This is a genomic window from Arthrobacter sp. TS-15, assembly GCF_006964045.1.
Classification (GTDB): Bacteria; Actinomycetota; Actinomycetes; order Actinomycetales; family Micrococcaceae; genus Arthrobacter.
In genome coordinates, this window is sequence record NZ_SDXQ01000049.1 from 1 (window position 1) to 19,214 (window position 19,214).

17 protein-coding genes are annotated in these 19,214 nt (G+C 59.2%); 10 read left to right on the forward strand and 7 right to left on the reverse strand.

Annotated elements, in window-relative coordinates:
* The 3 genes from EU811_RS19590 to EU811_RS19600 form a co-directional block, all read left to right on the forward strand.
* Positions 1-666, forward strand: a 666-nt coding sequence (locus EU811_RS19590) for a DUF4352 domain-containing protein (RefSeq protein ID WP_142939979.1), incomplete at its 5' end; no start/stop codon positions are given.
* Positions 667-1,095: 429 nt separating this feature from the next.
* Positions 1,096-2,265, forward strand: a complete 1,170-nt coding sequence (locus EU811_RS19595; RefSeq protein ID WP_142939980.1) for a glycosyltransferase family 4 protein — start codon at positions 1,096-1,098, stop codon at positions 2,263-2,265.
* Positions 2,262-3,647, forward strand: a complete 1,386-nt coding sequence (locus EU811_RS19600) for a UDP-glucose dehydrogenase family protein (protein WP_142939981.1) — start codon at positions 2,262-2,264, stop codon at positions 3,645-3,647. The genes EU811_RS19595 and EU811_RS19600 overlap by 4 nt, the downstream gene beginning before the upstream one ends.
* 9 nt (positions 3,648-3,656) lie before the next feature.
* Here the strand turns inward: EU811_RS19600 and EU811_RS19605 are convergent, their stop codons facing one another.
* Entirely contained in the window at positions 3,657-4,910 is a 1,254-nt protein-coding gene (locus EU811_RS19605) for a plasmid pRiA4b ORF-3 family protein (RefSeq protein ID WP_160147666.1), read from the reverse strand.
* A gap of 106 nt (positions 4,911-5,016) precedes the next feature.
* On the opposite strand from EU811_RS19605, the gene EU811_RS19610 reads away from it, so the two are divergent.
* Complete coding sequence (locus EU811_RS19610) at positions 5,017-5,430, forward strand: hypothetical protein (RefSeq protein ID WP_142939983.1); 414 nt, start codon at positions 5,017-5,019, stop codon at positions 5,428-5,430.
* Between the two features lie 229 nt (positions 5,431-5,659).
* Here the strand turns inward: EU811_RS19610 and EU811_RS19615 are convergent, their stop codons facing one another.
* From EU811_RS19615 to EU811_RS19630, 4 genes are all read right to left on the reverse strand, one after another.
* Positions 5,660-6,922 carry an APC family permease gene (locus tag EU811_RS19615; protein WP_142939984.1) on the reverse strand — a complete coding sequence of 421 codons (1,263 nt, stop codon included), beginning with the start codon at positions 6,920-6,922 and terminating at the stop codon, positions 5,660-5,662.
* Positions 6,923-6,943: 21 nt separating this feature from the next.
* On the reverse strand, positions 6,944-9,499 hold the full coding sequence (locus EU811_RS24320) for a helix-turn-helix transcriptional regulator (protein WP_238703470.1): 2,556 nt from the start codon (positions 9,497-9,499) through the stop codon (positions 6,944-6,946).
* 390 nt (positions 9,500-9,889) lie between these two features.
* Positions 9,890-10,093: a transcription antiterminator/RNA stability regulator CspE gene (gene cspE / locus EU811_RS19625; RefSeq protein WP_011773907.1), complete on the reverse strand. Its 204-nt coding sequence runs from the start codon at positions 10,091-10,093 to the stop codon at positions 9,890-9,892.
* 301 nt (positions 10,094-10,394) lie between these two features.
* Positions 10,395-10,595 carry a hypothetical protein gene (locus tag EU811_RS19630; RefSeq protein WP_142939985.1) on the reverse strand — a complete coding sequence of 67 codons (201 nt, stop codon included), beginning with the start codon at positions 10,593-10,595 and terminating at the stop codon, positions 10,395-10,397.
* A 135-nt stretch (positions 10,596-10,730) separates the two neighbouring features.
* On the opposite strand from EU811_RS19630, the gene EU811_RS24325 reads away from it, so the two are divergent.
* A complete protein-coding gene (locus EU811_RS24325) occupies positions 10,731-11,054 on the forward strand; it encodes a hypothetical protein (RefSeq protein WP_238703471.1) in 324 nt (107 codons plus the stop codon).
* Here EU811_RS24325 and EU811_RS24330 read toward each other — a convergent pair.
* Together EU811_RS24330 and EU811_RS19640 are read right to left on the reverse strand one after the other, a co-directional pair.
* Positions 11,041-11,220, reverse strand: a complete 180-nt coding sequence (locus EU811_RS24330) for a hypothetical protein (RefSeq protein WP_238703472.1) — start codon at positions 11,218-11,220, stop codon at positions 11,041-11,043. The two genes, EU811_RS24325 and EU811_RS24330, sit on opposite strands and share 14 nt — an antisense overlap.
* A 239-nt stretch (positions 11,221-11,459) precedes the next feature.
* The gene (locus EU811_RS19640) at positions 11,460-14,516 is read right to left on the reverse strand and encodes a DEAD/DEAH box helicase (protein ID WP_238703474.1); all 3,057 of its coding nucleotides are present in this window, start codon (positions 14,514-14,516) and stop codon (positions 11,460-11,462) included.
* 167 nt (positions 14,517-14,683) lie between these two features.
* Here EU811_RS19640 and EU811_RS19645 point away from each other — a divergent pair, with 167 nt between their 5' ends.
* The 5 genes from EU811_RS19645 to EU811_RS19665 all read left to right on the forward strand — a co-directional run bounded on the left by EU811_RS19645 (position 14,684) and on the right by EU811_RS19665 (position 18,942).
* On the forward strand, positions 14,684-15,676 hold the full coding sequence (locus EU811_RS19645; protein ID WP_142939986.1) for a hypothetical protein: 993 nt from the start codon (positions 14,684-14,686) through the stop codon (positions 15,674-15,676).
* A 278-nt stretch (positions 15,677-15,954) separates the two neighbouring features.
* Positions 15,955-17,121, forward strand: coding sequence for a TRAFAC clade GTPase domain-containing protein (locus EU811_RS19650; RefSeq protein ID WP_142939987.1), 1,167 nt, complete (start codon positions 15,955-15,957; stop codon positions 17,119-17,121).
* Positions 17,118-17,495: a hypothetical protein gene (locus EU811_RS19655; RefSeq protein WP_142939988.1), complete on the forward strand. Its 378-nt coding sequence runs from the start codon at positions 17,118-17,120 to the stop codon at positions 17,493-17,495. The genes EU811_RS19650 and EU811_RS19655 overlap by 4 nt, the downstream gene beginning before the upstream one ends.
* Positions 17,496-17,840: 345 nt before the next feature.
* Positions 17,841-18,398, forward strand: coding sequence for a hypothetical protein (locus tag EU811_RS19660; RefSeq protein WP_142939989.1), 558 nt, complete (start codon positions 17,841-17,843; stop codon positions 18,396-18,398).
* Positions 18,399-18,531: 133 nt separating this feature from the next.
* Positions 18,532-18,942 carry a hypothetical protein gene (locus EU811_RS19665; protein WP_142939990.1) on the forward strand — a complete coding sequence of 137 codons (411 nt, stop codon included), beginning with the start codon at positions 18,532-18,534 and terminating at the stop codon, positions 18,940-18,942.
* Positions 18,943-19,214 lie beyond the last annotated feature (272 nt).

A 19,214-nucleotide genomic window follows, 5' to 3' on the forward strand; every position in this document is an offset into this window, starting at 1 on the left:
GCTAAAAGTGGAAGAGCCGCTATCGTCTCGCTCTTCCTGAAGGACAAAGCCAAGTGGATGGGAGTCACAGCCCTGATCACGTCCGTCGTCGGGACGATCGTTGGGGTTGTTGTCTTTACGGCGGTCATTGCGAACTCGTTTGACAGTGCGTTCGGCAGTGGCGACACCAAAGTTGTAGAGCCTTCCAAAGACGGAGGGGCTGACGGCGGAGCCAAGACCGATGCGTCCGAAAATGCCGGAACTCGAGAAAACCCGTATGCCGTTGGTTCAGTGATCGAATCCAAAGATTGGCGTGTCGTAATCAACTCTGTCACTTTAGCAGCGACTGATGCAGTGGTGGCGGCCAGCCAAGTCAATGAACCGCCAACCGCCGGATCCGAGTACATCCTGGTGAATTACTCCGTGACCTACATTGGTGACGATAGCAACGGCCAGATGCCAGCTTTTGTATCAGTCGAATACGTCACCGCAGATGGGAATACCATCAACAGTTTCGACAAGCTTGTAATCGCACCGGAACCGATCGATAACACGAGCACTCTTTACAAAGGTGCTACAGCAACGGGAAATGAAGTCTTTGAAGTACCTACCGCTACGGCTGGCCAAGGAACCCTTGCGGTCCGGCCTGGAATGCTCGGCGACAAAGTATTCGTAGCTACCAAATAAGAAACAAGGGAATGGCTAAACCCCGACCAAAGAACCGCACTGCAAAATTGCACCGATAGCCTGCAAGCAAGAGTGCAGTTGGGCACGGGGGGTGGCCGTTTCTTGGCCTCAGAAAATAACGCGGGTCACCGCGCGCCAACAGCGGCACAGCCATAGCGCGATGCAAAGGCTGCCAAGAACAGCACCACCGCCAGTCCAAGGGCGGCCGACCGTACCGCCGCCCGGCACGGTCGGCCGCCCTTGGTATGCCCGATCTCCCCCAGCCATCCTGCATCCGCAGGGCCCGACGCCCAAAGTCACGACGCCGCCCAGCGCATACCTGAGCCACGGTTCGACTCGAACCACCCAACCCACCTGTTAACCAACTCTTCCCCCACAAGCCACCCATTCGAACCCGCCAAGCCAACCGCCGCGACCACCGTTGGAGGCGTGAGGATCGCAATCGTCGCCGAATCATTCCTGCCACTGATGAATGGGGTAACCCATTCGATACTGCGGGTGCTGGAGCATCTGCAGGAGCGCGGGGATGAGGTGATGGTGATCGCGCCGTCGACGTCGGACACTGATGTTTCGAGCGTCGAGAAGGGTGCGTACGTGCACCGGCTTCCTTCTGTGCCGCTGGCCGGTTACACGAATGTGCGGGTTGCGTTGGGTGGTGTGAATCGGGTCAAGCGAATCCTTGCCGATTTCTCCCCCGACGTCGTTCATCTCGCCTCCCCTTTTGTCCTCGGCTGGCGCGCCGTGCAGGCCGCCCATCAGCTGGGCATCCCCACTGTGGCGATCTACCAGACCGAGGTTCCCAGCTACGCCGCCCGATACGGCGTGCCGTTCCTGGAGAACTGGGCCTGGAACCGCGTGGACAACATCCACCTCCTGGCCACCCGAACCCTGGTGCCGTCAACGTTCGCGCTGAACCAGTTGCGCGGGCGCGGCATCCTGCGCGTGGACATGTGGCGTCGTGGTGTGGATACCGCGCGCTTCAACCCCGCGAAACGTTCGACGGCGTGGCGCCGCTCAGTAGCGCCCGACGGTCACCGCATCATCGGCTACGTCGGCCGGCTCGCCGTCGAGAAGCAGGTTGAGGATCTTGCGGTGCTCGCGGACCTGCCGAACACGAAACTTGTCATCGTTGGTGACGGTCCCCAGAAAGAAGCACTGCAAGCCGCGCTCCCCGACGCCCACTTCGCAGGTTTCCTCGGCGGAGAGGGACTGGCGCAGGCCGTCGCAGGTTTCGACCTCTTCGTCCACCCCGGCGAGTTTGAGACTTTCTGCCAAACCATCCAGGAAGCCATGGCATCGGGCGTTCCCGTGGTAGCTACCGGCCGCGGCGGGCCCTTGGACCTCGTGGAGAACTCGCGCACCGGTTGGCTGTACGAGCCCGGGAACCTCACCCAGCTGCGCGGCTACGTGCAGGACCTGATCGGCGACGACGCCAAGCGCCGCGCGTTCGCAACGGCTGCAACCGCTTCGGTTCAGGGGCGGACGTGGCCTGTTCTCAGCGCGGACCTGGTTCGCCACTACGACGACGTCATTTCCGGTGTGCCCAGCGGAACGTCCGGGCCCAGCGAGTTCACCTCAAGCAAAGGACCCTCCTCATGAAGATCTCCGTGATCGGCTGCGGCTACCTCGGCGCAGTTCACGCCGCGACGCTCGCTTCGATGGGCCACACTGTGGTGGGCATCGACGTCGACTCCTCCAAGGTTGAGCAGCTCAACAAGGCGATTGCCCCGTTCCACGAGCCTGGCCTGGACGAGCTCCTCAAGGACGGCCGTACCACGGGCCGCCTCGTGTTCACCACTGATTTCGCTGCAGCCGCAGATTCCCAGGTGCACTTCCTTTGCGTCGGTACCCCGCAGTCCAAGACCTCCGACACCGCGGATCTCTCCTACCTGATGGGCGCTACGAGGAGCCTCCTGCCGCACCTGGCCAAGGGTGCCGCCGTCGTCGGTAAATCAACGGTGCCGGTAGGCACGGTGGAGACGCTCCGCGCGATCCTGGCCCGCCGCTCGGACGTGCTGCTCGGCTGGAACCCGGAGTTCCTTCGGCAGGGCACGGCAGTGAAGGATTCGCTGGTGCCCGATCGTCTGGTTTACGGCGTCCCGGGCGGGAAGGGTGCCGCTGCCGGCGCCCCGGTTACTGCGGTGCTGGATGCGGTGTACGAGCCGCTGATCTGCGCTGGCATCCCGCGGCTGGTCTGCAATTTCGCGACGGCGGAACTGATCAAGTCGGCGTCGAACGCGTTCCTGGCCACAAAGGTCAGCTTCATCAATGCGATGGCCGAGCTGTGCGACGCGTCGGGCGCTGACGTGAGCGAGCTCAGCGAAGCGATGGGCCTGGATCCGCGCATCGGCAACCGCTACCTGCACGCCGGGCTCGGGTTCGGCGGCGGCTGCCTGCCCAAGGACATCAGGTCCTTCCGTGCACAGGCGCGCGATCTTTCCGTGCCGTCCGTGGATGCGTGGATGGGCTTGGTTGACTCGGTGAACCTGGACCAGCGCTCCCGCGCCGTTGAGGTAGCCCGCGAGATGTGCCGTGGTTTCCTGTCCGGCCGGACAGTGACCATCCTTGGTGCGGCGTTCAAACCCGACACCGACGACATCCGCGACTCCCCCGCCCTGGACGTCGCCCAGCAACTAGCCGACGCCGGCGCGCACGTCACCGTCACCGACCCCAAGGCCATCAACAACGCCTGGATCCGCTACCCACAAATCCGTTTCGAAGCCTCCACCAAACGTGCCCTGGAAGGCGCCGAGCTGGTGCTGCTGCTCACCGAATGGGACGAATACGCTTCGCTGTCGCCTTCAGTTACGGGGTCACTCGTACGACGCCGAATGGTGCTGGATGCTCGGAACGTACTGGACGCTGAGGCCTGGCGGCGTGCGGGGTGGACGATCCGAGGGCTGGGGACGGGCGCTTCAGTTATTGGTGCGGAGGGCGGCGCTGCCAAGCATGCGGACAGGAAGAAGCACGCCGCGCGCTAAGTCATAGCGTTAGTCCCGCAGGCGGCTCTGCACGTCGAGCAGGAACTTGATGCCGGCGTCGGATGGTTCCAGCTCACCTGAACCCCACTTGGTGGAGCCCCAAAGCCTCAGGCAGATCAAGCTTTGATGGACATCTACCCTCAAGCCACGTGCCCAGTCCAGCGGAATATCGGCACCTGTCGTGGTTCGTAAGCCGCGATCGTGGAGCGCGAGCTGCACCACCTCGTCCACCAGTTTCCAAGGCGGTTTGCTTCCCGTAAGTTCCCAGTGCACCACGAGCTGAGTGGCGAGCTTTACGCCCTCGTGTCCGGGTGATGCTAATCGATCAGCCACATAGTGCCAAAGCATCGTCGGCTTTTTGATGAGCTTTCTGGCTGCCGGTGTTAGGAGCAGCCTGTCCTTATTCTTGCGAAGGAGTTTCCACTCCTGAAGCCGTTCGCGGACGACGCGGACAGGTGCTGCGTGGCTTTCTGTGGAGACGTTCGCATTCCAGGGTTCGATCCACCCGAGTTCCGTCATTGCACGCTTAACGACTGCGGGTTTGAGATAGCCCGCCCCTGTCAGAGGCAATCCATCTGGGCCGGCCTGGTTGAGGAACCAAAGGACGGGGCCCAGGACGAACTCCACCTCTTCATCGGAAACGTTTCCCGGCCACAACCGACGAGCCAATAGTCGCAGTTGATCGTTCGCGTCGTTGATGTCAAAAGCGATCGGATCGAACTTTGCCAGGCTCTCCTGGGTCACGAACTCGAGCCACTCAACAGCTTCCTGGTGCTCAGGGTGCTTGGGGTTGGAAACCACTGCCACCACGTTGGCGTAGCCGTGGACTCCCCCGGAATCCTCCAGGGGTCCCCGCATTGCGCCGCCGGTGCACGTGATCGCATTGCCCTCAAGCACGGCAGGCCCAACCACGTCGATCTCGTGGGTCCAGTTGTCCCCGAAGTCATAGTCGTACTCGAGGTCCGACCGGCCGGGGACCTTCGCGTCAAAGAGCTCAAGTAGCCGCACGCCAGCCGCTACCTCGCTACCCGCGGGGAGATCGCCGTCGTCTACCGCCATGATGATGCGCTTCTTACCTGCGCGGTCATGGCCCGCAATGGCGTAGAGATGCGAATCCTTCCAGCCGAACGCGCACTGGATGGCCCCGTGAAGTTCAGCGACCGTGGCGGTTTCGGGGAGGACGAGCTGCCGCCAGATCAGCGGCTCAGTCTCACTGATGGAAATACGCAGCTCGACGGCCGGGACATTTGTGGATGATTCCATGACCGCCATTCTTCCAGTGCCCGGGACGCGTTTCGCGTCACGTGTCCTTGATTTGGCCTACTACACCTTTGGACGGGGCTAAATCGACGAAGACTAGGACTTGCCAGTGATCACACACTTCTACCCAGCGGTACTTCGCGTCGTCACATGCGTCATAGCTGTGTGTTCTGCTGTGTCCGCCACCCTGCTGGGGGCAGCACCGCCACCGGAAGGTTTGGACATCCTTGACCCCTCAGACGTGCGAACCACCACGGTGGTTCTCACAATGGCCTTGGGAGTTGTGGCGCCAGTAGGGATGTTGATTGCGGGCTCCCTCAAGTGCCTTCTTCTAAAAGCTGGGGTCTTCGCAGCGTCGGGTTTCGGCAATGCCATGATGCTGAGCCCGCTTGTGGTGGTTCCTTTTCAGGAAACATCCACCATGCTGGCGGTTATCTGCTCGGTAGCCCTGACTATTGCGAGCATCATTACGTACATGGAATCTGTTGAACGCAGAAACGCTCGACGGCGGGCCAACACCTAGGCGCTCGATTTCAGCACCTATTTTCGGTCCTTTCCACCCCTAATTTGCTCCAAATTGGCACCTATTTGCCTCTTTCGAACACCTAGTGCCGGAAATCGCCCATAGTCTCTTCTTGTGCCTTCGGGGCGGATCCCGATGTCCGGAGGGAGTCCCATCCGCCCTGGCGTAGGAGGCACGACGGCGCGGCTCCACCGACCACCCCCTGGTGGGGCCGTGCCCAGCCGGAGCGTTAGCGGGCTGAACGGCTAAGCCGCAAACGCACCAAGCGATAGACGATCCCAACCGCGAACATCAACACACCCACGCCGGCAGATATCGGCGGCAGCGTGGCAACGAGAACCACGCAGGCAACCGCGCCCGCAACCTGCAGGAACCTCGGATATCGGCGGTCTTCTGCTGGCTGGGTGTAGGCGGCGATGTTGGCCACCAAGTAGTACAGCAGAACTCCGAATGACGAGAAGCCGATGGCCCCGCGAAGATCGGCCACTGCGATGATGATGCAGATCACCGCGGCCAGCGCCATCTCCGCACGATGCGGGACCTTATACCGTGGGTGCACTGCGGAGAGCCAAGGGGGCAGGTCGTGTTCCCGGGCCATGGCCAGGCTCGTCCGTCCGAGGCCTGCGATGAGGGCCAATAGCGCACCCAGCGACGCCACGGCGGCACCGACGCGTACCACGGGTGCAGCCCATGCCAAGGTACCGGCATTCACAGCATCGGCCAACGGCGTTGGCGTGGCAGCCACCCCGTCGGGGCCAAGGGCCGCGAGCAAGGTCACTGCTATGACGGCGTAGATGAGGATGGTGATACCCAAGGCAATGCTGATCGCCCGTGGAATAATGCGCTTGGGTTCGCGTACTTCTTCGCCCATCGTCGCAATCCGTGCGTACCCGGCAAACGCGAAGAACAGTAGCCCCGCCGATTGCAGAATCCCGTACCAGCCGCTGGCCAACAGTCCGTCGCCCACAAAGCTGCCAAAGTCAGGACCTGAGCCACCCCACACAGCAGCGATTGCAATCGTCAGAGCAGCAAGCACAGCGACCACCAGCACACGCGTCAGCCCGGCGGTGCGGGTCACCCCGTGATAGTTCACCGCAGTTAAAACCACGACGGCGGCAATCGCCACCGGGCGCTCCCAACCTTGGGGCGCGGCATAGGCGGCGAAGGTCATGGCCATGGCTGCGGCACTCGCCGTCTTGCCAATGACGAATCCCCATCCGGCCAGGAACCCAGGCCACGGACCGAGCCGTTCACGACCATAGACGTACGTGCCGCCGGATGTCGGGTAGGCAGCAGCGAGCTGAGCCGACGACGTGGCGTTACAGAAGGCGACGAAGGCAGCCACCACCAAGCCTATGAGCAGCCCCGAGCCCGCGGCTGCGGCGGCTGGGGTGAAAGCCGCGAAAACACCTGCACCGATCATGGACCCCAGCCCAATCAGCGATGCGTCGAACGTGCCTAGTCGGCGCGCCAAAGCCCGAGAGTTGCTCACGATGATCCAGCCTATCCCGGGTCAACGTGGCGGAAGTGAATTACCCACCAGCATGAAGAGGCTATTGCGGGACGTTGCACCGGACTTCCGCAAGGCGTTGGAGATGTGGTTCTCCACTGTCCTGGCACTGATGCCCAGTTGTTCACCGATCTCCACATTGGTGAGGTGACCGGCCAAGATAGCTACCTCGATCTCCCTTTCGGTCAGCGGTGTTGCCCTGAAGGAATTGAAGGAGAGCTGCTCGTTTGCTGACGGGAACCGGACAGCAAAGACAGAGGAAGCTTGTGCCATGGCGTCAGCTGCGGCCGCGTCTCCTTCGATGACGTGGCGTTTGAGAGCTCCCCGGAGGAGCATCCCCACCTGGTACGTGTCGATGTCAGGTTCATAGTGTTTGAGGAGGAGGCCAAGTAGCTTGTGGTCGCCCTCCACCACTGCGCATGCAATGGCGACGAGCTGGTGGTGAACCGTGAGGCCGCTCTCCTGCAGGATCTTTTGCAATAGATCCAGGACCTGCCGGCCAGGAATCAGGCACGTACAAAGCAACGCTGTCATCAAGGCTTCCAGGACGTAGCCGCTCTTCAACTGCTGCTTGATGAGTTTGGTGGCTTTCCGGTCGAAAGTGGAAGGCTGAGTGCTGTTGTGAGCAATGAGTTCGTAGGCTCCCTTGCCGATGCCGGGAAGGGGGCCAACGTCGGCCACGTCGGTTCGCGCCTGCGCGGCTATGGACAGCGTTGGCAGCAGGGCGGTGGTTGCGTGCCGGAGCCCCGCGAGCCTGAGCATGGCATCGTAGAGCGAATCCACAACGAACCCCGGACGGCCCATGGCGAACACGCTGCTCATGAGGTACTCAGCCTCTTCGAAGTGTCCACGGTATAAGAGGCCATGCGCGGCTACATAGCTGCTGGTGATCACACCGAATTGGTCCAGGTTCTTCCGGGACTCGGCTCGCCAGTCCAACGCCATCACCAGGGACTCCTCCACCCGGCCAGCCGCGAACAGGGCGAAACTGCGGATGAATGGGCGCAGATGCGGGATGGCGTCGTCGTCGCCTGCGCCTTCCACTGCGTCCAAAGCCGCCGCCGGTCTACAGCGGTAGAGCTCCAAGAGTCCTTGAACCAAGCACCCCAATCCTGTCTTGCTGCTCTCAAACGCCGCTGGCAAGTCGCCGGTGTCCAGTCGCCCCCTGCCATGGGAGACATTGATGAATAAGATGGCGTCGCTAACTTCCGTCAGCAACTGCGGATTATCTCCTGCAAACTTTTGGAGGATCTCGACGGCGGCTCTCGGGCCGCGTCCGGTGTGGATCGCAAGCATGGCCTCAGTGACGGCGACAAACAGTAGGTCCTGGGGTTCGGCGTCGAAGTTTGTGGTTTCCGCGCAGATACTGCCGGCACGCTCCACGTCCACGGGCGCTCCCCAGTAGATGCGAAGGACTGCCGCGCCGTTGGCTGCTGACTTATTGGCCTGCCAGCGTTCGAAGCGGATCTGTTCACGGTCCGCGTTGTACTCGTGAATTTGTCTGGAGGTAATGGCGTCGTCGTCAGCCTTCTCAAGCCGGAGGGCTGATAGGGCACGGGAAAGGCAGTCTGCGGTGCGCTTTTCCGGGACCGCGTGAGGCGCGGCCTCAAGGACGCCGGCGATCTTCGTGCGGAGCAGTCTGCTATCGCGCAGCTTCTTGCTGTCGCGGAAGTAATCGGCGATGACTGGTGGGCTGATGGCGGCGATAGAGCCACCTTGATGATCGGCCAGTACGGAAAGGAATCCTCTGCGTTCCAGTCCTTCCAGGGCGTCCGGGTGAATGACCTTGAGGAGCACATCCACCCGTGCCGTGCCCAGAATCGCCATGATGTGCAGGGCTGTGAACTCATCAGCACTTAGTTCGGCCAGGAGCGCCTCCAGTGTGCCGCGTAGGTGCTCGTTCCATAGGGTCTCAGCAGACATGGTCCATTGCTTGTCCTCCATAACCAAGAGGTTGCTCAGGGCTGCGGTCTCTGCGATACGTACTACCAGCCGCGGATTGCCGGCGGACTTGGTGAGAATGCGCGCAGTTGTGTCTGCGTCGGCCGGCGCACCCAGAACCTGTGCGATGAGGAGGTGAACTTGCTCGTAGTGAAGCGGATCCAATTGCAGATGCGCCTCACGGCCAAGGTTGAGCACGGCCAACTGACCTCTGGAGAACGCCCACGTTTCGGGCGCCGTTGCCACCATAGGGCAATCCGACCTTCGCCTGACAGCCTCCAGTACAGCCAGGGACTCGCTGTCCAGGAGGTGGAGATCGTCAACTACCAGCAAGTGCTTGCCGGGCTTGGCCAACTGGCTCGAAAAAACGTCGGCGATGTCCAACACACTGCTGCGTCCTGGCCTCACGTCAAGCCCCAGCCCTTTGATGGCCGAATACGGGATGGATCGATGTGTGCGGAGACCACTGACGAAGTGCACGGAAACTCCGGATTTCTCCAAGTTGCTCATGACGCTGCGCAATACGGTCGTTTTGCCGCCGCCCGGTCCGCCGACCACCCTCACTCCGATTCCGCGTGCGACGAAGTCCAGGATTCGTTGCACCTCTGAATCGAACACGTGACCTCGCCTCCTGTTCCTGTGGTTGTCCGACATGCGGCTCACTTCGCAGGCTAGAACGTGAAAACGGGACTAGGTGGCAAAACTGCCTTGCACAGGCAGTTTCGGGGCGGTCTAGGTGGTGATTTGGGCCAAATTAGGTGCTCGCGGGCCGCGTCTAGGTATATAAGGCCTTCGGAGGTTGACTGATACATGGGGTACTTCCTCAGCTCGCCGGGTGGATTACGTTCCACGCTACGGAGAACTGGAATCAAATTACATGGGTGTAATTCGCTATGTGGATATGTGTTCTATTCTAACTGCCAGCTATAGAACACATCTTCTATATGAGGGCAGACAAAAAAAGCAGGGCCGGTCAGTGACCGGCCCTGCTCCTTAGTTATCCGAAGACTAGATAGCCTGGATGTTTACTGCCTGGGGACCCTTGGGGCCCTGCTCGACGTCGAAGGAAACCTTCTGGTTCTCTTCGAGGGAGCGGTAGCCCGAGGAGTTGATCGCAGAGTAGTGAGCGAAAACGTCCTGGCTGCCATCTTCAGGAGAGATGAAGCCGAAGCCCTTTTCGGAGTTGAACCATTTCACGGTACCTGTAGCCATTTTTTCAGTCCTTACTGAAGGTGGAGATTGTCCCGACTTTCGGGTCTCCGGGTGTGGGGTGTTCTCCACCGTTACTTCAGAAGGTCACGATCCGGAAGGATCGTGGGGACTGCCTGAACTACCAAATGCCAAACACAACAACACCGTCAAGTCTACATACATCTGAGCAGATAGCTAGTGCTGGGAAATATTTATCCATCGGATGTGTCCCATGGAGGCAGTTCCAGGTCTTTAGCGCCCAGAGATCGTTGCGTCGCCACTGACATTTTTGGCGTCGGGAGACGCTATTTCGCCGTGGGCGCTACTGGGGTTCATCACCCTTGGCTGTGCCTTGGAGCCTGTCCTTGATCACCCAACTGGTGATTGCCGGAGCTGCAGTAGCTATAAGGCACACTGTTGCCCAGAAGTTGTCCAATAGTCCTGTTACCAACAGAACCAGGCTTAGTGCAGCCACCACCGGCGTTGCGATATCGAGCACCCGAAGCAAGGTTGCGGTCTTCATATCCAAATCCCCCCAGATTCTTTTCCCGAAAGCCTACGTCCTTTGAACACACGCAGCATCCGCCGGCCGCACATCCCCGGACGCATGGCCGCGCCCAAATAAGGTGGTCTGAGCCGATCTGAAGGAGGCGCAACCATGGCGGACGACGCCGCGTTTGAACCAATTCCCGAGCTGGACGGGCAGACGTCCGTCGTCCTGGCAACAGCCGCCTGCCAAGTCCCCAAGTGCCCACACCTGGCCGTCATGCTCCATGCCGACGCGACACAGCTGCATACCCATACAGACCGCGATCCGGTGCAGCTGCCCGAGGGGGCCGTACTCATCGTCGGAACCGGCCAGTCGAGCGGCCAGATCGCCGAGGAACTGCACACCACCGGCCGCGGCGTCCGACTCTCCGTCTCCATCGTTCCAGCAACACCCCCCGATATCGCAGCCAAGACCTCATCTACTGGATGCTGAAACCGGCAAACACGGCCCCGACCACGGCGTCAACGCCCTCACCTCCGAAGCGCTCCCCTCCCCCGCGCTGCGCTTCGCGCCCAACCCGCTGCTTTTGGGTGCCGACAGCGGCCACGCCATCCACCTCCGAGAACTCGGCCAGCGCGGCATGCACCTGCACGGGCACCTGGAGACACTCGACGACGGTGACATCACCTTCAGCGACGACCTCCCCAACCGCCTCACGACAGCTGATTCGACCTTTTGTCAGCGGTCAGACTAAGCCGAACTCGCCCATTCCCCGACGATGTCGTCCACCAAGTAGTTCTTGTAAACGTGGGTATGTACCGGCACTGCTGGTTTCAATAACAACGAGGCGGCGAAGGTTCCGGGGTTGGCATCGACGGAGCCACTCAGAGGGTTTATCTACTGCGCTGCCGCGGCCACCCCGAATACATCTGCGGGCATGGGGCGTTGCAGCCTCCAAGTAATCGCGATCGGCTTATCGCCGGTATGTTGAACGTAGTCCACCTGTCCGAGACACGTGTAAGGAACCGTCAGGCCGGTCTCGTCCTCAGCGGATTCTCGCGTAAACAGCAGGATTCGCGAGCCGTTGGCAGTCCGGTCCAAGTAGCGTCTACCAACCGGGCTGGCGGGAGACGTGGTGTTCTGAGATTCCCAGTGGAACAAGTCAGGACTGATGGCGTAGTCCTTGTACATGGTCGTCGCGGAGTGCTTCTTATCGTCTTTGTTCAACGTGACGAAGAAGGCGTCGGTCGCCGTTGCTGGACACCAAGCGACGCCCTCGCGATGCTGCACATTCCTCCCGCGTTCGAGCGAGCCATATTCGAGCGCGGCAAGAACCTCCTCGCGCCGGTAGGTTGCATGAGAGAGCAGTGGAATGTGCTGGAGTCCGGCACCGAGACCCTTCGCAGCGTGTTTCGATGCCGAAACTCCCAGACTGACAATCTGCTTGATCTCGCTGCACACAAATGAGTAGCCGCGCAGGTGGTCGAGTCCGTCGTCGTACGTTTTGAAACCGCCGCCATCAGCCCACAGCGTGTAAAACAGCATCCGCGCGAACGTTTGCTCCCGAGGGCCGAGATCCGCGTAGCGGGGCGCATCCACCCTTACAAGCTTCGCGTACGCCTCAGCACGCTCGGGATCATCCACATGAATGAGAGCCGCCATGCGTCCCAGGAGTTTCTTCTCCTCAATATCGGAACGATTGTGATGATCCCCCTTGAGCACCGACTCAAAGCCGGAAAAACCGCCAATCAATTGTGCTTGACGGAGGTAGCCAGTCCACGAATCCTTCGTTGAGCGGTAGATCGACTTGACGTCGCTCCCCGACTCGCGTAGATACGCGGCCAACTCAGTTTCCGCGTAGGAAGCTATATCCCGGACCAACTGCGCACGGTTGAATCGCAACTGAGCCTTGACGTTCTCAAGGACCACGTTCTGCGCTACCCGGTCAAGCACAATCTGCGAGCCCGAGGGAAGAAACGGAAACTCGTCCTCAATTGCCTTCTTCAACTGCGTCCGCCCGTAGCCTGTCAGAGCCCGGTAACGGAGATCGAATCGGAATTCACGGCGCTGTTGGCCAATGAAATCCAGGACTGTGAGAACAGCCTTGTCATCCGCTCGGCGCAGGCCGCGTCCCAGTTGCTGGAGGAAGATCGTGGCACTCTGGGTGGGCCGCAGCATCAGTATGGTGTCCACCTGCGGGATATCCAGACCCTCATTGAACAAATCCACGGCAAATATGCAGTTGACTTCACGGTTACGCAACTGTTCAAGGGCGCGCGCTCGTTCGGCTTCGTCGGCGCCACCGTCCACGGCCGCTGCCGCAATGCCTGCCGCATTGAACACTTTGGCCATGTAATGCGCATGCTGGACTGAGACGCAGAAGCCCAGGGCGCGCATGTGTTCGGTACCAGTGACTTTGTCTCGGAGTTCGCGGATGACCTTGGCGGCGCGGGCATCATTACCCGTGTAGAGGCGATCCAACTGGCCTGTGTCGTAGTTTCCACGCTTCCATTCCAGTTGGCTCAGATCCACATCATCCGAAACCCCGAAATAGTGGAACGGAACCAAAAGGTCAGCATCCAATGCATCCCAAAGTCGAAGTTCGCTGGCAGTGCGGCCGCCGAAATACTCATTGGCGACATTGCCACCGTCACCCCGCTCTGGTGTAGCAGTGAGCCCAACAAACTGCTGGGGTTTCAAGTGGTCCAGGAGTTGGCGATATGTGGGCGCCATTGCGTGGTGGAACTCATCGATGACAACTACGTCGAATTGATCGGGCTCCAGCGTCTGCACGCCCCGCGATGCCAGCGACTGCACTGAGGCGAAGACATGGGTCCAATACTTTGGTTTGTGATCACCCACATAGAGCTCACCGAAAGAGCCATCCTGCATTACATTCCGGTACGTGCGGATGGACTGCTTCAATATCTCTTGCCGATGGGCCACGAAAAGCAGCGTCAGGGGCTTACCAGCCGCTTCTGAGAGACGCTTGTAGTCCATAGCTGCAATGACCGTTTTACCGGTACCGGTGGCCGCGACCAGCAGATTCCGGTTGTGCCCTTTCGATCGTTCCGCTTCCAGGTCTTCGAGCATTTCTTCCTGATGAAGAAATGGCACGACCTCCAAGCCGGTGAAAGCATCCGGGGCAGAAGTTCGTTTGCCACCGTTTCGTCGAAGGGCTGCGTCCAGCTTCTCGCCGTCACGATCCGGGTCATAACTCTGGAATGCGCGTTGTTCCCAGTAGCTGTCGAAAGTGACCTCAAACTTCTTGAGCAGGTCGGGCGTCGCTACAGAACTGAGCCGCACATTCCACTCAAGACCGTCCAGAAGAGCTGCCTGACTGAGATTGGAGCTACCCACGTACGCTGTGTCAAAGCCGGTGTCCCGCCGAAAAAGCCAAGCCTTTGCATGGAGCCGGGTGGCTTGGGTTTCGTAGCTGATTTTCACTTCAGCGTCGTAGCGACGCACCAGTTCATCGATGGCCCGGCGTTCAGTCGCCCCCATATACGTAGTGGTGATGACCCTGAATTTCACACCCCGCCCACGCAGCTGTTCAAGCGCTGGTTCAAGAAGCCGCAGACCGGTCCACCGCACGAATGCGCAGAGGAGGTCGACAGTGTTGGCTGACTCGATTTCTGTTCGAAGCTCGGCCGCCAGATTTGGCTCGTCCCTATTGTTTGTCAGAAGTGCCGAATCGCTGAGCTTGGTTGTGGGGCGCCTGAGCTGTCGCCGTTTCAGGGCATCCGGGCGATGCAGCGAAAGCAGTTGCTGGGGGCCTGGTGTGATCTGATCGTTGGTTTGTATCTCGGCGAGCAAACGGTTGGCCAGGTCAACTCGATCTTCGGGCTTCGCGTCCGCGAGCGCAATTCGAACGGCATTGGCGACGTGACGGGAGAGTATGTCCGGTGTGTCGTTCTCGTCGACGCTGGTCACTGACGCTTGGAGGTCCGGCACCAGTTCGAGGTTGGCGGCGAGTTCTGTCGTATGCAGAAGTTCGTACAGCCCTTCCGGAAGACTGTTTCCTGCGGTTCCCCCATTGAATGTATCCACTGCGCCAGGGTATTGGGTGCGAGTGACAAAGAACAAAGAATCCACGAAGTCTCTATAATTAGCATTGGCGAATGACTATTTCCGTAGGCGCCCTGTTTGAGCAATCGGGATTGCAGAGTACGGGCGTTGTCCCTTGGGGAACTCCCCCGTCGGTGACTGGGCCCGGTGTTTACGTCGTGGCTTCAACTCCGGACCCCGACGACGCTGTCGGACTTGTTTGCACGTATGAACCCGACGCGGCGGCCATCTCGGCCCTCCGCGGTATCTGCCCCAACGTAGCCATCGATGGGCGTGCAGCTTCCGACGAAGAGCTCGCGGCCAGGATCTCAAGATTCTGGATTCCAGCGACGCCCATTTTGTACATCGGACTAGCTGGAACATCGGTTCAGAATCGGGTCAAACAGTACTACTCCACGAGCATCGGCAAGCGTTCGCCCCACGCAGGTGGGTGGTGGCTGAAGACCATGGCTGACCTCAACGGTCTTTACGTACATTTCGGACCAGCAGCTGATCCCGATGCTGCAGAAGCAAGATTGTTGAGCACCTTCAGCGCCTCCGTGCACAAGTCCGTGAGAGAGACGCTCTACGATCGCGTGCGTGTGGCGCCCTTTGCGAACGTCGATGTCCGCAAGGGCCTACCCAAACGTCATGGCCTTGCTGGCTACAAGGTAGCCCGGGCGAAAAATCCGAAGTCTGCGCCTTCTTCGAAGCCGGTCGCCATTCTGTCGACGACGATAAATCAACCTTCCCTCGCTTTGGATTCGGTCCGTGACACGGGCATTGCTGACACAGCCGGCGTGCGGATCGAATCCCAAGTGATCACAGACTTGGACCGGAATAGTTCAAACCTGCGGATACCCTCGCGGTCCAAATTCGCCTTACCTGCGTCTAACGGGTTCTTAAAGGTCGCTTACAAGGGCCAACAGTTCGATGCCCGCTGGCGTGTCAATGGATCCCGTTCGGGAACCATCGGTCTTGGAAAGTCGATCATGTCCTTGATCGGCGAACCTGGCCGCAGCATCTGGCTTCGCGTTGAGTCCAATATCGTCTTCTTGGAGTCATAGCCCAGTGAATTCCCCACATGTATTCGTTGCGACGGCCAACATATTGAATCTGCGTTGCGACGCCTGGATGCTCCTCACGGACTCTAGATTCCGGATCGAGGACCACTGGCTGGACGGTTCTGACGATATGTTGAGAACGTTGGCTGCAGAGTCAGTCACTGCCCAGTTCAGGCGTGGAACCAGCCTGGCAGAGGTGACGCAGATGCAGAGAGCGCCGCGCTACATGCAATGACCGACATAAAATGTCCCCCCTTCCCTCCGTCCCGTAGGTTGATTCAATGAAGCAAAACAAGGTAGCCCGAGAGCAACAGATCGCGGTCTTCGGTGAGAGTGGTAGCGGTAAAACAGTACTACTCTCGTCGTTCTATGGGCTGGCTCTGGAACAGGAACTGGCCGGAACGGAACGATTCGATCTCCTCGCCGTCGATAGTGCCCAAGGCCGGCGCCTGCACCAGAATTACCTAGGCATGAAAAAGTCCGCATCGTTGCCGATGGGTGATCGCTTTTCTTCGACTTCATATGCATTTACGATCAAGCGCAAACCAGGCGCCGCTGCTAATGCGAAGAAGAACCTCAAGGAAGAACTCCGCTTGGTCTGGCATGACTACCCAGGCGAATGGTTTCAACAAGACCCCAGCGTGCCAGAGGAAGCTGTCCGACGACTCGAGACCTTCCGCGGTCTTTTGGGTTCAGATGTCGCCATGGTTCTTGTAGACGGGCAAAAGCTTCTTGATCACGCCGGCGAAGAAGAGCGATACCTCAAGTCACTTCTGACGAATATAAACACTCAGCTACTCAGGCTGAGGGACGACCTTCTGGTCAACGATGAACGGTTGGTCCGGTTCCCGCGAATCTGGCTGATGGCGTTATCTAAGGCCGATCTTCTACCCGAAACCGACGTCACAATGTTCAGGGACTTGCTTGTGGAGAAAGTCGGCAAAGAATTGAACAATCTGCAAGACGTAATTGGTAGCTTTGTTGAGACCCCTGAGGCTCTCTCGGTAGGCGAAGACTTCGTTCTGCTCTCCTCAGCCAAGTTCGAACCAGAAAAGATCGAAGTATCCAAGCGCGTTGGATTGGATCTGATCCTACCGATTGCAGCCATGTTGCCGATCTCCCGTTATCTGCCATGGGCGCAAACCATGAAAAAGAGCGCAGACGTCGCGAAGCACTTGATGGGAGCTGTGGCACCGTCGTCTAGTCTGCTCGCCAGCGCAAAAGTTGCGTCAATTATCGGTCGTCTTCCTAATCCGATCGCCACCGTAGCGGCAACCGTTGGTCCGTTTCTGGCCAAGTCAGCGTTCGACTTAGCTGGGAGTAGGGTCGAGGAACTACATGCTCAGGCCAGTGAAAAGCATGACTTTCTGACGGAAACCCTAACGGGATTCCAGATGGAGTTGAACCGTGGTGACGATGAGAAGGTTCTGCTCAGGGGCCGAGTTTGAGCTTCTATGACCTTGCATCTGGCCAACATCTTGCCTTCATATGGGCGACTCGCGGAAAGAATTGGGGATTCCGCTTCCTGCGGACAGCGGGCCGGCCGAATCCCCTAGAAATCTATGAGGCGGCATTTCAGGGTGAAATGCGCGAACCGGAAACCTTCCAAGTCGCCCCCGGCACTGTAGCGATTCGCGTTCCCGACCCGGAGGGACGTCGTGACGCAGCCGGTCGCGTGATCCCGCACGAGTTCGTCCTTTTCAGCCCTCTACCTGCAAAAGTCAGTTCAGCGCAGGACGCATTAGAACTCGTGTGGCCGCTCGTGAAGGATGACTTCGCACGCAATTGGGACCTGCCGTCGCCTATGACCACTGACTCCTAGAACGACCTACGAACTCCAGCCGACCAAACCCCAAGGGGAAATGTGCCCGTCTTTCTTGAAGAACTTGCCCTCAGCGTTGCCAGATGTGACGAGCTGTCGGCGGCGAACGACCCTAGAGCCGGCCACGAACACCCGTGCCATAAGATTGTCCGGTCCCAAGACTCCTATGCCGGACCCTTCCAGGTTCCGGAGGCTTGGGCAGGTAATCTAGCAAGAGCACAGGTAGTTTTTCTTTCTTCCAACCCAGCCATAAGTGCTGGAATCCCGGACGCAAAACTGCCTTCTAGAAGATACCCAGAGAAGTACCCAACTACGGAGTGGCCGGATGCCGCGGTAGCAGACTTCATGATCAATCGATTCAGCCCTGAGCATGTTTGGGTTAGTGATAGGCGGCATCGGAAAGTAGATGAAGCTCAGCTGGCTGGGGGACCTGTGTGGGGATCCAAGGAGCGCTACTGGGGTTGGATCGAAAAGCAAACCAACGCACTACTTGGAAATGACATCCCTTGGTACGAGCGCTCAGTCATGACCGAGGTAGTGCACTGCAAATCTGCCAATGAACAAGGTGTGCAGGAAGCCTCCTTGCTTTGCTCCACGAAGCACATGGGGCGAATCTTAGAGGCTACACCCGCCAGACTGGTCGTCGTCGTAGGCGGAAAAGCCGCTGCAGCTCTTCGTTCTGCCTATCCAACAGCGTTTGTGGACAAGCCACTGTTCGGAAAACAAGGGCGAGCTGGTTTGTCCGACAACAAACAGAACATTCTCGAAATGATGATCGGCGGACAGTCAAGGCTTGTTTGCTTCATTAAACATCCGAGCGCTTTCGGTGGCTCATCCCACCTTCAGTCAGCTTACGCAGCGGATTTCCACATGCTCCAAGAGGCCGCCAGCACATTGGCATAAAGGCATTTACTGCAAGTTGCCCCATAACAAATGATTCCGGCATTAGTTGAGCCCTACACTTTCTGTGGTGCTCGTAAACGGCGGGCGAAATGGGGACGATGGATTGAAGCCGTCGGAATCGAAATGGGGAATTTTGAAGAAATCTGTCTTTGTAGTGGCATTGACGTGCTTGGCGCTTGCCGGCTGCGCAGGCACACCTGCCGCCGCACCAACGGTCACTGAGACCGTGACTGCAACCGTGACGGCGACGGCGACGGCCACCGTAACGGCAGCGCCTGCGCCTGCTCCGGTAGTCACGCCAGCCGCGGCAATTCCAACGGCTGCCGGGGCCCCGGCAACTGCGATAATTTCCGCCAACGTGGCCGGAATGAATGCTGAAGCTCTCGACGATGACCTGAAAGCTCTCGGTTTCCAAAAGGTCGTTTTCAACGCTGACACGGGCAAGACTGTTCTGCTGCTAAGCAACTGGACCGTCACCGGCATCGACAACCCGGGTCTGGAACAAGCAACAAGCAAGGCTGTAGTGGTTCACGTAACCAAGTGATGCTTTCTCCAACGATGGTCGGCGTCTCGTACAGAAGAGGCGTCAACTGCTCGGCCTAGGAACAGGGAAAGGTGTGGGACCCAGCAATCGGTTCCACACCTTTCGCAGCACCGCCATCCCTCGCCTTCGATCTCACCGCTTGGTGTCGTTCTGAACTCCTGAGTGAGCGCTGAAGACTTCAGTCCCACATTGATCTCTCCGATGTATTCTCTCCGCAGCACGGCGCTGAGAGCGATCGGGCCGTTGCACCAACCCCACCGCCCCCCCACAAT

Coding starts and splice junctions, on each gene's coding strand:
- cspE (WP_011773907.1), bottom strand. CDS start 10,093: ATGGCTACAGGTACCGTGAAATGGTTCAACTCCGAAAAGGGCTTCGGC.
- EU811_RS19600 (WP_142939981.1), top strand. CDS start 2,262: ATGAAGATCTCCGTGATCGGCTGCGGCTACCTCGGCGCAGTTCACGCC.
- EU811_RS24325 (WP_238703471.1), top strand. CDS start 10,731: ATGGCGGACGACGCCGCGTTTGAACCAATTCCCGAGCTGGACGGGCAG.
- EU811_RS19630 (WP_142939985.1), bottom strand. CDS start 10,595: ATGAAGACCGCAACCTTGCTTCGGGTGCTCGATATCGCAACGCCGGTG.
- EU811_RS19660 (WP_142939989.1), top strand. CDS start 17,841: ATGATCAATCGATTCAGCCCTGAGCATGTTTGGGTTAGTGATAGGCGG.
- EU811_RS19650 (WP_142939987.1), top strand. CDS start 15,955: ATGAAGCAAAACAAGGTAGCCCGAGAGCAACAGATCGCGGTCTTCGGT.
- EU811_RS19605 (WP_160147666.1), bottom strand. CDS start 4,910: ATGGAATCATCCACAAATGTCCCGGCCGTCGAGCTGCGTATTTCCATC.
- EU811_RS19645 (WP_142939986.1), top strand. CDS start 14,684: ATGACTATTTCCGTAGGCGCCCTGTTTGAGCAATCGGGATTGCAGAGT.